We start from the raw sequence: 14,041 nt of genomic DNA, 5'->3' as shown, positions 1-14,041 counted from the left end.
CGCGCCACGACCCCACATCGCCGAGAGCCGGCAGAAGGCGACCCAGGTGGGGCACGGCCGTATTGCCCGAGCGCCCCGCACCGGCCGGGGGCGGTATTGCCTGGGCCGTCGACATCCGCCGGGCAGGCGGCATCGCCCCGCGACCGGTATCGGCCCGGTGGGCGGTGCTGGCCCGGTGGGCGGTGCTGGCCCGGTGGGCGGTGCTGGCCCGGTGGGCGGTGCTGGCGGGGCCGCGGTCCTGGAGCAATGAAACAGCAGCCGAGATGTTGATCTGCTGGCGCTACGAAATCGCTGTGATCATGAACCTGAAACCGCGATTTCGCACCGCCAGCAGATCAACACCCCTGCACAAGCCGCCCGCAGCAGCCCACAGCCACAAACTCACCAACAACAAACGGCCTTCCGGCCCTGCCTTTCGCTCCCTGTGGCGGACATACCAGTCGCTCGATCGTCCGCCGGTCGCTACGGTCTCCGGATGCCTCTCGCTCACGATGTCACCGGCAGCGGTCCCGCTGTCCTGCTCCTGCACTCCACCGTTTGCGACCGGCGCATGTGGGACCCGCAGATCCCCGCACTGACCGCCGCCGGATACCGGGTCGTCCGCTGCGACCTGCGCGGTTACGGCGAGTCGCCGGTCCCCGCGGAACCCTGGGACGACACCACCGACGTGACGGACCTGCTCGCCGACCTCGCCATCGACCGCACCGCCGTGATCGGATCCTCCGGCGGCGGGCAGGTGGCGATCGAGTTCGCCGCCCGCACACCGGACCGGGTCACCGCCCTCGTCCTGCTCTGCACCGCCCTGCCCGGCCACGAGCCCAGCGCCCAGCTGCGCGAGTTCGGCGCACGCGAGGACGCCCTGCTGGAGGCGGGCGACGTGGCGGGCGCCACCGAGCTCAACGTGAACCTCTGGCTGGGCCCGGAGGCGGGGGACGAGGAGCGCTCAGGAGTACGCGAGATGCAGCGCAACGCCTTCGACATCCAACTGGCCGCCGACCGCGAACAGGCCGCCGCCGCAGCCACCCCGCCGCAGCCCGTTCCCGAAGCTCCGGCCCCGGACGTCACCGCGTCCGCCTCCACCGCGCAGGTCTCCATCGCGCAGGCACCGGCCGGGATCGGCTTCGACATCGCCGCGATCACCGCGCCGACGCTTCTCGTCTCCGGGGCCCACGACCTCCCCGACTTCCAGGAGATCGCCGCCCACCTCGCCGGCAGCCTCCCGCACGCCCGCCACCTGCACCTGCCCTGGGCGGGTCACCTTCCCAGCCTGGAACGCCCCGACCTGATCAACCCCCTCCTGATCGAGTTCCTCACCGACCCGGCCTGACCCGTCCGGCCACGACCTCACCGGAACCGGCGGGCCGCACGCCCGCCCCTCCACCGGCAGCCGCACGACCGCCACCTCATCAGGCACGGCAAGCCACCCGGCCGCCAGCCCACCAAGACCGGCAAGCCACCCGGCCGCCAGCCCACCAAGACCGGCAAGCCACCCGGCCGCCAGCCCACCCGGGCTGGCGACTTGTGCGATCGCGCGCCGCCCCCTGGGCAGCCGGCCGGTTCAGTCCTGGATCATCCACTCCGTCAGCTGGACGGCGACCTCGCGATCGCCGTCCACGCGCACGTCTTCGAGGGCGATCCGCCGGTAGAGCACCAGCACCAGATCACTGGCGCTGCCCTGAAACCGGGTGACCGGCTCCCCGCTCGCGGCCGGACCCACGATCACCCCGGCCGGAGAGAGGTCGACCGTCCAGGACGGCCCCTCCAGTGCCTGGAACTCGACGCGGGCCGGGCGGTGCGGCCACGACCCCGCCGAGCCCAGGCAGACGGACAGGAACTCCGGCACGCCGTCGACGGCCACGGCGGCGGGCAGCGGTTCCGGCCGGCCGGCTGCCTCCTGCGCGTCGAACGCGTGGACCGCTGCCTCCTGCACCTGGTGCCGGGCGATCGCGCCGACGGTGCGCGGCGCCGCCGACTCCGGCCACCACGCCCACGCCGGCGCTTCCGGGCCGGCCTCCCGGAGGGCGTCGAGCAGGCCGCGGGTGGCCTCCTCAAGACCCCGAGCCGAAGCCGCCGCCTCTTTCCCGGAGGCGCCGCCGGCCGGCACGCCTGCCTCAGGACCCGGCGACTCCGGTGCGGCAACAGGTGCGGGATCAGGGAACGGGGGTGGGGTGGTGACGTCCGCCGCCGTGACCGCGGCGGTCCAGAAACGCTGGACCCGGGTCAGGTGGCTGACCAGCTCGCCGACCGACCAGTCGGGGCAGCCGGGCACGCGCGCGGTGAGGTCGGTGGCGGCGTCGCGCAAGGCCGCCGAGCGGGACTCGACGAGCGACAGGAGTTCCGGGAACGGCGGTGTCGATGACATGAGGCGGTTCTATCACCGGCGTACGACAGAACAGCGCCGAGCCGGCCGGGTGACGCTCTCCTGGCGTACAGAAAAAGGGTCAGGGCGGCGCGCCGGAAGCGCACCGCCCTGATCTGTTTCAGTCTGAGAGATGGATCAGACGTTGAAGCCGAGAGCTCGGAGCTGCTCGCGCCCGTCGTCCGTGATCTTGTCGGGGCCCCACGGCGGCAGCCACACCCAGTTGATCCGGAAGTCCTGCACGAGGCCGCCGCCGGGGCCGGTGGTGAGCGCCTGCCGGGTCTGGTCCTCGATGACGTCGGTGAGCGGGCAGGCCGCCGACGTGAGCGTCATGTCGAGGGTGACCACGTTCTCGTCGTCCACGTGGACGCCGTAGACGAGGCCCAGGTCGACGACGTTGATGCCGAGCTCGGGGTCGACAACGTCCTTCATCGCCTCTTCGACGTCGTCCACGGACGCCTTCTTCACCGCCGGGGCTTCCCCGCCGGCGACCGCCGCGGAACCGTCGGCCGCGACCGCCGCGGAGCCGTCGGCCGCACCCGCCGCGGAGCCGTCGGCCGCACCCGCTGCGGAGCCGTCGGCCGGAGCCGTCGCGGTGTCGGCGGCCTCGGAGACGCTTGCCGCCGGGACCTCCACGGGCTCGCCGGCCGCTGCCGCCTCGGCGCGCTCGGTGGCGAGCCAGCCGGGAACCTCGTCCGCCGCCACATCGGTGGCGGTTGCCGAGGTCGCCGCCACGGTCTGAACAGTTTCAGTCTTGTCGCTCACGCCTTCACCTCCGGGCTCATGCCCACATCCACGCCGGCGCGGACCGCCGCGTCCTTGAACGCCATCCAGGGCAGCAGCGCACACTTCACCCGGGCCGGGAACTTGGCGACGCCGGCGAACGCGATGCCGTCGCCGAGCACCTCCTCGTCGGGCTCGGCCTGGCCGCGGCTCTGCATCAAGTCTACGAATGCCTGGTGGATCTCCGAGGCGGTCGCCGTGTCCTTGCCCTGCAACAGCTCGTGCAGCACGGATGCGGACGCCTGGCTGATCGAGCAGCCGAGCCCATCGTAGGAAATCTCTGACAGATCAGATGTGACCCGCACGGTGATCTCGTCACCGCACGTGGGGTTGACGTGATGCGCCTCGCCGTCGAACGGATCACGCAACCCACGCCCGTGCGGGTTCTTGTAGTGGTCGAGGATGATCTCCTGGTAGAGACCGTCGAGCATCATCAGCCGAACACCTTCCGCACCTGGTCGAGACCGCGCGCCAGGGCGTCGATCTCGTCCGTGGTCGTGTAGAGGTAGAACGAGGCCCGGGTCATCGCCGGGACGCCGAAGCGGGAGCAGACCGGCCGCGCGCAGTGGTGGCCGACCCGCACCTCGACGCCGAGCGCATCCAGGACCTGTCCCACGTCGTGCGGGTGTACCCCGTCGACGCCGAACGACACCGTGCCACCCCGGCCCGCGGGCGATGCCGGTCCGAAGATCCGGACGTCCGGCACCGAGGTGAGCGCGTCCAGCGCGTACGCCGTGATCTCCTGCTCGTGCCGGTGGATCGCCTCCATGCCCAGCCCGGTCAGGTAGTCGACGGCCGCGCCGAGACCGATCGCCTCGGTGATCGGCGGGGTGCCGGCCTCGAACCGCGCCGGTGGGGCGGCGTAGGTCGTACCCGTCATCGTGACCGTCTCGATCATGGAGCCGCCGCCGAGGAACGGCGGCAGCTGCGCGAGCAGGTCGAAGCGGCCCCAGAGCACGCCGATGCCGGTCGGGCCGAGCATCTTGTGGCCGGTGAACGCGATCAGGTCCGCGCCGAGGGACCGCACGTCGATCGGCAGGTGCGGCACCGACTGCGAGCAGTCCAGCACGAGCAGCGCACCCACCTCGCGGGTGCGCGCCGAGATCCGGGAGAAGTCGTTGATCGTCCCCAGCACGTTGGACATGTGCACCAGCGAGACGATCTTCGTCCGAGGGGTGATCAGCGAGTCCAGCGACGACTCGTCGAGCCGGCCCTCGTCGGTGATCCCGAACCACCGCAGCGTGGCGCCGGTCCGCTCACAGAGCAGCTGCCACGGCACGATGTTGGAGTGGTGCTCCATCTCGGAGATGACGATCTCGTCGCCCGGGCCGATCCGGAGGTGCTGCCCGGCCGAGTGGGCGACCAGGTTGAGCGCCTCGGTGGAGTTCTTGGTGAAGACCACCTCGTCCGGGCTAGCCGCACCGATGAAGGTGGCGATGCGAGCCCGGGCCCCCTCGTAGGCCTCGGTCGACTCGGTGCCGAGCGTGTGCACGGAGCGGGACACGTTGCCGTTGTACCGCTCCTGGTGCGCGCGCATGACGTCGAGCACCTGCACCGGTTTCTGCGAGGTGTTGGCGCTGTCCAAGTAGACCAGCGGGTGGCCGTTGACCTCCCGCTCGAAGATCGGGAAGTCCTTGCGGACCTGCTCGACGTCGAAGCTCATCGGTTAACCCCTGTCAGGCCTTGGTGAGGAACTTCTCGTAGCCCTCGGCCTCGAGACGCTCCGCCAGCTCCGGGCCGCCCTCTTCGACGATCTTGCCGCCGACGAAGACGTGCACGAAGTCGGGCTGGATGTACCGCAGGATCCGGGTGTAGTGGGTGATCAGCAGGAAGCCGGTCTGCCCGGTCGCCCGGACCCGGTTCACGCCCTCGCTGACGACCCGCAGCGCGTCGATGTCGAGGCCGGAGTCGGTCTCGTCGAGGATCGCGATCTTCGGCTTCAGCAGCTCGAGCTGCATGATCTCGTGACGCTTCTTCTCACCGCCGGAGAAGCCCTCGTTCACGTTGCGCTGCGCGAACGCGGGGTCCATCTGCAGCTTCTCCATGGCGCCGCGGAGCTCGCCGGCCCAGGTACGCAGCTTCGGCGCCTCACCGTCGATCGCGGTCTTCGCGGTACGCAGGAAGTTCGCCACCGAGACGCCGGGGACCTCGACCGGGTACTGCATGGCCAGGAAGAGGCCGGCCCGGGCACGCTCGTCGACGCTCAGCTCGTGCACGTCGACGCCGTCGAGGGTGACGGAACCGCCGGTGATCTCGTACTTCGGGTGGCCTGCGATGGAGTAGGCCAGCGTCGACTTGCCGGAACCGTTCGGACCCATGATCGCGTGGGTCTCGCCGGACTTCACGGTGAGGTCGACCCCGGCCAGGATCGGCTTCAGCTCGCCCTCGGGCAGCTTCACCGAAACCTGCAGGTCGCGGATCTCCAGGGTGCTCACGGCTCTACTCCATTACTGGGTGTGGTCGAAACGTAGATGTCGCCGTCGCGGATCTCGACGGGGTAGACCGCCACCGGGTCGATGGCGGGTGGTCCGGAGGGTTCGCCGGTGCGCAGGTCGAAACGGGAGCCGTGCAGCCAGCACTCGAGCGTGCAGCCGTCGACCTCCCCTTCGGACAGTGCCACGGAGGCGTGACTGCACTCGTCACGTACCGCGTAGAAGTTGTCGTCGTCGGCGTGCACCACCGCGACCTCGACACCGTCGATCTCCACCTGGAGCGCGGTGCCTTTGGCCACGTCGGACACCGGCCCGACCAACTCGAACGTCACTGTCCTGCCTCGACCAGCCGAGCCTCGATCACATCACCGAGGCGCTCACGCAACTCCTCGACCGGGATCTTATTGATCAGCTCGGCGAAGAAACCACGGACCACCAGCTTGCGAGCCTCACCCTCGGGGATGCCGCGCGCCATCAGGTAGAACAGCTGCTCATCGTCGAACCGGCCGGTCGCGCTGGCGTGCCCGGCGCCGGCCACCTCGCCGGTCTCGATCTCCAGGTTCGGGACCGAGTCGGCGCGCGCCCCGTCGGTGAGCACGAGGTTGCGGTTGATCTCGTACGTGTCGGTGCCGGTCGCGGCCGCCCGGATCAGCACGTCGCCGACCCAGACGGTGTGCGCCGACGCACCCTGCAGCGCGCCGCGGTAACCCACGTAGCTGCGGCAGTCCGGCACGCTGTGGTCGACCAGCTGCCGGTGCTCCTGGTGCTGGCCGGCGTCGGCGAAGTAGAGCCCGAACAGCTCGGCGTCGCCGCCGCGGCCGGTGTATTCCACGCTGGTGAACTGCCGGACCAGGTCGCCGCCGAGAGTCACCTGGAGGTGCTGGACGCGGGCGTCCTTGCCGACCCGGAACTTGATGTGCTGGGCCTGCACGGCGTCCCGGTCCCACTCGGCCAGGGTCACGAAGGTCAGCTGCGCGCTGTCACCGAGCACGACCTCGATGTTGTCGGCCAGGGTCACCGAGCCGGTCTGCTCCAGCACGATCGTCGCCTTGGCGAAGTTGCCGACCTTGACGACGGTGCGCGCCGCCGCGGCGTCGCCGCCCTTGCCGACCACCCGGATCACCGCCGCCTCGGCCGGCACGGCCTCGGCTGCCACCTCGATGAGGGTGACGCCGGCGGCCGCGCCGAACGCGAGAGCGCTGATCCGGTCGAACGGGGTCAGCACCGGCTCCGCCCCGTCGACGGTGGACACCGTCACGCCGGCCGGCAGGTCGCCGTACTCGACGGACGGCGCGGTGCCGGTCAGCGACGTGGCCTTGACCAGGTCACGCAGGCGCTTGAGCGGGGTGAAACGCCACTCCTCCTCCAGGCCGTTCAGGGCCGGGAAGTCGGTGACGTCGAAGGAGCGCAGCACCTGCGACTTGGTGCTCGGCGGGGCGATGGCCTCGGTAGTCATTTCTTCCTTCGTCGTATTTCCAGCTTGACCCGTGGGTGCGCGGCAGTGGGCGTCAGCCCACCGCCCCCTCCATCTGGAGCTCGATCAGGCGGTTGAGCTCCAGCGCGTACTCCATCGGGAGCTCCTTGGCGATCGGCTCGATGAAGCCGCGCACGATCATCGCCATCGCCTCGTCCTCGGTCAGGCCACGGCTCATCAGGTAGAAGAGCTGGTCCTCGCTGACCTTGGAGACGGTCGCCTCGTGACCCATGTTCACGTCGTCCTCGCGGATGTCGACGTACGGGTACGTGTCCGAGCGGGAGATCGTGTCCACCAGGAGCGCGTCGCACTTGACCGTGCTCTTCGAGTTCGACGAGCCCTCCAGGACCTGCACGAGCCCGCGGTACGACGTCCGGCCGCCACCCCGGGCGATCGACTTCGAGACGATCGTCGAGGAGGTGTGCGGGGCGGCGTGCACCATCTTGGCGCCCGAGTCCTGGTGCTGGCCCTCGCCGGCCATGGCGATCGAGAGCACCTCGCCCTTGGCGTGCTGACCGGTCATGTAGACGGCCGGGTACTTCATCGTCACCTTGGAACCGATGTTGCCGTCGACCCACTCCATGGTCGCGCCCTCTTCGCAGGTGGCGCGCTTGGTGACCAGGTTGTAGACGTTGTTCGACCAGTTCTGGATGGTCGTGTAACGCACCCGGGCGTTCTTCTTCACGACGATCTCGACGACCGCGGAGTGCAGCGAGTCCGACGAGTAGATCGGCGCGGTGCAGCCCTCGACGTAGTGGATGTAGCTGCCCTCGTCGGCGATGATCAGGGTCCGCTCGAACTGGCCCATGTTCTCCGTGTTGATCCGGAAGTAGGCCTGCAGCGGGATGTCCACGTGCACGCCCTTCGGCACGTAGATGAACGAGCCGCCGGACCACACGCTGGTGTTCAGCGCGGCGAACTTGTTGTCACCGACCGGGATGACGGTGCCGAAGTACTCCTTGAAGAGCTCCTCGTGCTCCCGCAGCGCGGTGTCGGTGTCCAGGAACAGGACGCCCTGCTGCTCCAGGTCCTCACGGATCGCGTGGTAGACGACCTCGGACTCGTACTGCGCGGCGACACCGGAGACCAGGCGCTGCTTCTCCGCCTCAGGGATGCCGAGCTTGTCGTACGTCGCCTTGATGTCCGCGGGCAGGTCGTCCCACGTGGCGGCCTGCTTCTCGGTGGAGCGCACGAAGTACTTGATGTTCTGGAAGTCGATGCCGGTGAGGTCGGCGCCCCAGTTCGGCATCGGCTTGCGGTCGAACAGGCGCAGGCCCTTGAGGCGCAGGTCGAGCATCCACTGCGGCTCGCTCTTCAGCGCGGAGATGTTGCGCACCACCGCCTCGGACAGACCACGCTGGGCGGTCGCGCCCGCGGTGTCGGCGTCGGCCCAGCCGTACTCGTACCGACCAAGAGCGGCGAGGTGCTCTTCCTGAGTGACGATCTGGTCAGTCATGTATCTGTCCTAACCGTGTTTTCGGTGGGTGCGGTGGCGAGGGCCGGGATATGCGTGGTGCACACCCCGTCGCCGTGCGCGATGGTGGCGAGACGCTGCACGTGGGTGCCGATGAGCCGCGAGATCACTTCGGTCTCGGCGTCGCACAGCTGAGGAAACTCGGCGGCCACGTGCGCCACCGGGCAGTGATGCTGGCACAACTGCCCGCCGGACGCGATCGTGGTCGCGCTGGCAGCGTAACCCTCGGCGGTCAGCGCCTCGGCGAGCGCCTCCGCCCGGGCGATGGGATCGGAGCCGGTGATGCTTATCGCGGCCTTCAGTCGCTCCTCGAGCGCCCGGACCTGGGCCGAGGCGAACGAACTGATCGCCTCCGGCCCGTGATGCTCGGCGATCCAGCGCAGCGCGGCAGTGGCGATGCCGTCGTAGTGATGCGGGTTCAGATCCTCGCGAGCGGCGGCGGTGAGCACGAAGGCCTTGGCCGGGCGGCCACGGCCCCGCGGGCGGTCGACGCGCCGCTCGCGCTGCTCGACGAGACGCTCGGCGAGCATCGCGTCGAGGTGCTTGCGGATGGCGGCCGGGCTGAGGCCGAGCTCCGCCCCGAGCTCGGCGGCCGTCGTGGCGCCACGCTTCAGGAGCAACTGAGCGACCCGGTCACGGGTGCGCCCGTCCGAGGCCGTGGCAGACGCCACCGCACTCACCGGGATCAGCACCTCGTTTTTCACTACGCCAACGTTACGTATTTCCGCCAGGCCCTGCAAACCGAACCCCGGTGATCCACCACACCGGTGACCGGAGCTGCCAAAATTCATGTCGGACCCCGCGCGTACGATCCCTCGGGTGAACTCCTCCACGCCGCGCCGATCGATCCTGGAGTCCGTTTCGCTGTCCCGGCCCGGGCGGCGTCTGAGTTCCGCCCTGCGGCCGCTCGCCCTCGCCTCCCTGGTGGCGAACGCCGGTCTGATCGTCACCGGCGCGGCGGTCCGGCTCACCGGCTCCGGGCTCGGCTGCCCGACGTGGCCCAAGTGCACCGACGAGTCCTACACGACGACCGCCGAGATGGGCGTCCACGGGATGATCGAGTTCGGCAACCGCCTGCTCACGTTCGTCCTGGTCGGCCTCGCGTTCGCCACGTTCTTCGCCGCGCTGCTCAGCCGGCCGCGCCGCAAGTCGCTGATCATCATGTCGATCGCGGTCGCGCTCGGCGTGCCCGGCCAGGGCGTCGTCGGCGGCATCACCGTGCTCACCAACCTCAACCCGTGGGTCGTGGGCCTGCACTTCATCCTGTCGATCGCGCTGATCGCCGGCTGCTACGCCCTCTGGCGCCGCGTCGACGAGGGCGACGGCAAACCCGTCCCCCTGGTCCCCGCCCCGATCCGCCACCTCTCCTGGATCGCCGCGGTCGTCAGCTTCGCCGTGATCGCGGTCGGCGTCGTCGTCACCGGCAGCGGCCCGCACGCCGGCGACCAGGGCGCCAAACGGAACGGCCTCGACCCGGCCACCGTCTCCCAGTTCCACGCCGACCTGGTCTTCCTGCTGATCGGCCTCTCCGTCGCCCTCTGGTTCGCCCTCCGAGCCGTCGGCGCCCCCGCACACACCGTCCGCGCCGCCGCCGTCCTCATCGCGGTCGAGTTCAGCCAGGGCGCGATCGGCTTCGTGCAGTACTTCACCCACCTGCCCGTCCTCCTCGTCGCCGCACACATGCTCGGCGCCGCGATAACCTGGACAGCGACCCTCGCCGTCCTCTGGTCCCTGCGCACCCGCCCCGAGCGCCCGCAGCCCACCACGACCGGCCCCGACCACGCGCATCCCCAGCTCGCCGAGCCGGTCACCGCTTCTTGAGTACGGGCAACGCCCGCACCACCGAACCCCCGCCCGTCCCGCCGGGTCCACACGCGGTCCACCTGCCTGCTCAAGCACGCCCCGCGCCCACCGGCCGCCTCGGCCCACCCGCCTGGTCAAGCACGCCCCGCGCCCACCGCCCGCCTTGGCCCACCCGCCTGGTCAAGCACGCCTCGCGCCCACCGGCCGCCTCGGCCCACCCGCCGGGACACGACAGCCCGCGCCCGCCGGGGCACCTAACCGGTCCAGCAGTTGCCGTCGCGCCAAGCCCCCCACTCCGGCGCCGCCTCTCACCGCACCGCACCACGCCGTGCCTCACCGCACCCGCCGCACCGTGCCCCGCCGTGCCTCACCGCGCCCGCCGCACCGCGCCTCACCGCACCGTGCCCGGCCGTGCCTCACCGCGCCCCGCCGCGGGAGTCCTGCGTGCGCCGCACCGCCATCACCGTCAAGCCGATGAATGCCGCCCGCGCATGAGCCCCGGATCCCCGGTGGCGCGCCGGACGGGTCGCCCCAGCCAAGATGTTGATCTGCTAGCGCTACGAAATCGCTGTGATCATGGGGTCAAAACCGCAATTTCGCATCGCTAGCAGATCAACATCGCTCCTGCGGACGCAACGCAGCCGGCCGCGGCGACAGCCTGCGCCTCATGTGCACCGAACACCGGCGCAAACCGGCAGAAGAAATCACCCTGGCTGCTTGACAAGACCATAGGACGACCCCAGAACCCCCTGCATCGATACGTGGGGCCATACCGGGGCTATACAGCACCGCTCAGGAACCACGGACGCCTTCGCGCATCCGTCCGTGGCCGCCCGCCGATGCGCCCCCGCCCAGCAACACCCGCGGCGTCAGCCGGGTCACCCACCTCGCCGGAGCGATCCCGCCACCTTGCGCACTCTCCGGGAGCACGGCGAGGCAAGCACGACGCATGCGAACCGCAGGGAACCAGCCGCAAGCCAGAAACAGCGATGGGCGCAACCCGCAGCCAGCACGGCCGCAAACCAAAAGCAGCACGGGCGCAAGCCGCACGCAGCGCCAACAGTGAGCAGCACGGATGCGGGCGGGCGGCCGAGCTTCAGGGGAAACCGACAACTCCCTCTCCTCCCCCAGGTGGGGCTTGCCGAAGGAGGGGAGGTTCTTGAGGAGGCCCGAAACGCCGCCGCCCCGGCCGGGAGGGCCAGGGCGGTCTGACGCAGGTAGGAGTGGGACCGGCTCAGAGCCGGCGCAGGATCGCGTCGGCCAGGCGGGCGGCTGAGCCGGGGCCCTCGGTGAAGAAGAGGCTGGGCTCGGTCAGTTCGAGTTCGATGAGCGTCGGCGTGCCGTCGGGGCCGGGGATCAGGTCGACCCGGGCGTAGAGCAGGTTGCCGGTGCCGCCGGGGATGGCGGCCAGCACCTTGGCGGCCGTCTCGAGTTCGGCGGGGGACGGCGTGCGCGGGGTGATGTCCTCGCTGCCGGGGTCGATGTTGCTGTCGGCGGCGGGGCCGCTCAGCATCGGGCCTTTGCGGATGGCGTGGCTGTAGGTCAGTTCGCCTGCCGCGTCGGGGGTGCACAGGACGGCGGTCTCGCCGGCGGTGTCCACGGCCGTCAGGTAGGGCTGGATCATCGTGGTGCGGCCGGCCGCGCCGAGACGTTCGACGTGGGCCTGCGCGAGGGGCAGGTCGGCGGGCAGGTGGTAGCGGCCGGTGTCCTGGCTGCCGGCGCTGACGGTGGGCTTGACCACCCATTCGCCGTCCGCCGGCGGTGACCAGGTCTGGCCGGGCGCCACGAACTCGGTGGGGATGGTCGGCACGCCGGCTTCGGCGAGGTCACGCAGGTAGACCTTGTCGGTGTTCCAGGCGATGACGTCGGCGGGGTTGAGCAGCCGGGGCACCCGGCGTGCCCAGGTCACGAATTGTTCGTGCCGGGCGACGTAGTCCCAGGTGGACCGGATCACGGCCAGGTCGTAGCCGGACCAGTCCGCGGTCTCGTCGTCCCAGCGGACCGCCTCGACGATCACCCCGCGCTCGCGCAGGGCGTCGCGCAGCAGGTGATCGTCGTCCCAGAGGTCGGGGAAGGTCGCGCACGTGACGAGGGCGACCCGGCGAGAAGTGTTCACTAGCGGGCCATGCTCCGGCGGGCCATCGAACGCCACAGGTCGTTGCTGGGACGCATCTGCTCGAGGAGCTCGCGCTCCCACTCGTTCTCCACGGTGACGCCGGCGTGCTCGCACGCCTCCCGGGCGACGCCGGTGTCCTGGGCGAACTGGTCGGACCACTCGCCGTCCTCACCGACGAGAACGATCCGGGCGCCGCGCTTACCGACGTACTCGATCACCGCCTTGGCACCGCCGTGCCCGGCGGCGAAAGACTTGATGTCGGAAGTCAGTGTCGTAACGGAACCTTCTGCCATGGTTCGCAGCCTAAGCACTCAGCCGCGCCACACGGGGCACCCTTGTCTTGTTTTGTGACTCCAATTACCTGCAGGTTTCGAAATCCGGAGCATTGTTATGTTCTGATTACGCCCGAATTGCCGCATGTACCAATATCCGTCCTTCGAGTGACGGACAGTGACTGACAGTGGTGACAATCCGGGCATCCTGTGCGACGCCCTGCGCGGCCCGTAACGGCGACCTGAGACGACGGGCCGGCGGCGGCCCGGCGGCGGCCTGTGACGCGCGCCCGTGCCGGTCAGATCAGCGCATCGACGGCGATCGCCATGAAGACCACCGTGAGGTACGTGATCGACAGGTGGAACAGCCGCATCGGTTTGACCGGAGCGCCGCCCCGGCTGCCGTAGGCGAACCTGATCGCCTCGGCGAGGAAGGCGAGACCCATCACGATCGCGGTGACGCCGTAGATCGGGCCGAGGCCGAGACCGAGCGCCCAGGCCGCGAACGACGACGCCAGCGTCAGGACGGTGTAGAGGATGATTTCGAAATTGACCCGCCTCATCGACCGCACCACCGGCAGCATCGGGATGCCGGCGCGGGCGTAGTCGTCCTTGTACTTCACGGCGAGCGCGTAGAAGTGCGGCATCTGCCAGAAGAAGACGACGGCGAAGAGCGCCCAGCCCATCGGGTCGACGGTGCCGGTGACGGCGGCCCAGCCGATGATCACCGGGGCCGCGCCGCAGACGCCGCCCCAGAAGGTGTTCGCCGGGGTCCGCCGCTTCAGCCACATCGTGTAGATCACGTCGTAGTAGAAGATCGACGCGGCGGTGAGGGCGGTCGCCAGCCAGTTGGTGAAGGCGGCCATCACCACGACGGAGATCACAGCGAGCGTCAGGCCGAAGATGAGCACGGCCCGCGGGCTGATCTCGTGTGCCGGGATCGGCCGCCGCTTCGTACGCCTCATCAGCTGGTCGATGTCGCGGTCGATGTAGCAGTTGAGCGCGCTCGCGGCGCCGCCCGCCAGGGCGCCGCCGATCAGCACCACCGCGAAGGTGACCAGGTCAGGCCAGCCACCGGCCGCCAGGATCATGGTCGGGACGGTGGTCACCAGCAGAAGCTCGACGATCGCCGGCTTGGTGAGGGCCAGATAGGCCCGCATCACCGCGGCCCGGTTGCGTCGGGTCTCACGTGGCGCACGCTTCGCCACGCCGGGCCCCCGTCGGTGGACGGGACGCTCGGTGATCATGCTCACGGACAGCCACCTTCCGGCATTCGGCTTTATTTCGCGGCCGTTGCCGGGTATCCACCCAGCGGTCCGCCCGGACAG

At 70.0% G+C, this 14,041-nt stretch carries 14 protein-coding genes; 2 read left to right on the top strand and 12 right to left on the bottom strand.

What is annotated here, in order from left to right; genetic code table 11:
- The first annotated feature begins 475 nt into the window (after nt 1–475).
- Complete coding sequence (locus LPA41_RS34245; RefSeq protein ID WP_229075323.1) at nt 476–1,327, top strand: alpha/beta fold hydrolase; 852 nt, start codon at nt 476–478, stop codon at nt 1,325–1,327.
- Between the two features lie 231 nt (nt 1,328–1,558).
- Here LPA41_RS34245 and LPA41_RS34240 read toward each other — a convergent pair whose 3' ends face one another.
- The 9 genes from LPA41_RS34240 to LPA41_RS34200 form a co-directional block, all read right to left on the bottom strand.
- The gene (locus tag LPA41_RS34240; RefSeq protein WP_229075321.1) at nt 1,559–2,362 is read right to left on the bottom strand and encodes a maleylpyruvate isomerase family mycothiol-dependent enzyme; all 804 of its coding nucleotides are present in this window, start codon (nt 2,360–2,362) and stop codon (nt 1,559–1,561) included.
- Nucleotides 2,363–2,497: 135 nt separating this feature from the next.
- Nucleotides 2,498–2,995, bottom strand: coding sequence for a metal-sulfur cluster assembly factor (locus LPA41_RS34235; RefSeq protein WP_229075357.1), 498 nt, complete (start codon nt 2,993–2,995; stop codon nt 2,498–2,500).
- A gap of 125 nt (nt 2,996–3,120) precedes the next feature.
- A complete protein-coding gene (gene sufU / locus LPA41_RS34230; RefSeq protein ID WP_229075319.1) occupies nt 3,121–3,576 on the bottom strand; it encodes a Fe-S cluster assembly sulfur transfer protein SufU in 456 nt (151 codons plus the stop codon).
- Nucleotides 3,576–4,805, bottom strand: coding sequence for a cysteine desulfurase (locus LPA41_RS34225; RefSeq protein ID WP_229075317.1), 1,230 nt, complete (start codon nt 4,803–4,805; stop codon nt 3,576–3,578). The genes sufU and LPA41_RS34225 overlap by 1 nt, the downstream gene beginning before the upstream one ends.
- Before the next feature lie 13 nt (nt 4,806–4,818).
- Nucleotides 4,819–5,577: a Fe-S cluster assembly ATPase SufC gene (gene sufC, locus LPA41_RS34220; protein WP_229075315.1), complete on the bottom strand. Its 759-nt coding sequence runs from the start codon at nt 5,575–5,577 to the stop codon at nt 4,819–4,821.
- On the bottom strand, nt 5,574–5,906 hold the full coding sequence (locus LPA41_RS34215) for a non-heme iron oxygenase ferredoxin subunit (protein ID WP_229075314.1): 333 nt from the start codon (nt 5,904–5,906) through the stop codon (nt 5,574–5,576). Before LPA41_RS34215 ends, sufC begins: the two co-directional genes overlap by 4 nt.
- Entirely contained in the window at nt 5,903–7,030 is a 1,128-nt protein-coding gene (sufD, locus tag LPA41_RS34210) for a Fe-S cluster assembly protein SufD (RefSeq protein WP_229075312.1), read from the bottom strand. Before sufD ends, LPA41_RS34215 begins: the two co-directional genes overlap by 4 nt.
- A gap of 52 nt (nt 7,031–7,082) precedes the next feature.
- Nucleotides 7,083–8,504, bottom strand: a complete 1,422-nt coding sequence (gene sufB, locus LPA41_RS34205) for a Fe-S cluster assembly protein SufB (RefSeq protein WP_229075311.1) — start codon at nt 8,502–8,504, stop codon at nt 7,083–7,085.
- Nucleotides 8,501–9,244, bottom strand: coding sequence for a helix-turn-helix transcriptional regulator (locus LPA41_RS34200; protein WP_374238243.1), 744 nt, complete (start codon nt 9,242–9,244; stop codon nt 8,501–8,503). The genes sufB and LPA41_RS34200 overlap by 4 nt, the downstream gene beginning before the upstream one ends.
- A gap of 142 nt (nt 9,245–9,386) precedes the next feature.
- Here LPA41_RS34200 and LPA41_RS34195 point away from each other — a divergent pair, with 142 nt between their 5' ends.
- Entirely contained in the window at nt 9,387–10,343 is a 957-nt protein-coding gene (locus LPA41_RS34195; protein ID WP_229075356.1) for a heme A synthase, read from the top strand.
- A gap of 1,216 nt (nt 10,344–11,559) precedes the next feature.
- Here LPA41_RS34195 and LPA41_RS34190 read toward each other — a convergent pair.
- The 3 genes from LPA41_RS34190 to LPA41_RS34180 form a co-directional block, all read right to left on the bottom strand.
- Complete coding sequence (locus LPA41_RS34190; RefSeq protein WP_229075308.1) at nt 11,560–12,441, bottom strand: RimK family alpha-L-glutamate ligase; 882 nt, start codon at nt 12,439–12,441, stop codon at nt 11,560–11,562.
- Complete coding sequence (locus LPA41_RS34185; RefSeq protein ID WP_229075306.1) at nt 12,441–12,734, bottom strand: hypothetical protein; 294 nt, start codon at nt 12,732–12,734, stop codon at nt 12,441–12,443. The genes LPA41_RS34190 and LPA41_RS34185 overlap by 1 nt, the downstream gene beginning before the upstream one ends.
- A 278-nt stretch (nt 12,735–13,012) precedes the next feature.
- A complete protein-coding gene (locus tag LPA41_RS34180; protein ID WP_255691041.1) occupies nt 13,013–13,960 on the bottom strand; it encodes a heme o synthase in 948 nt (315 codons plus the stop codon).
- Between the last annotated feature and the right edge of the window lie 81 nt (nt 13,961–14,041).

The sequence above is a fragment of the Actinoplanes sp. DH11 genome, assembly GCF_020873875.1.
GTDB lineage: Bacteria > Actinomycetota > Actinomycetes > Mycobacteriales > Micromonosporaceae > Actinoplanes.
Note: the sequence above shows the minus strand (reverse complement) of the source record. Positions and strands in the feature narration are given on the sequence as shown.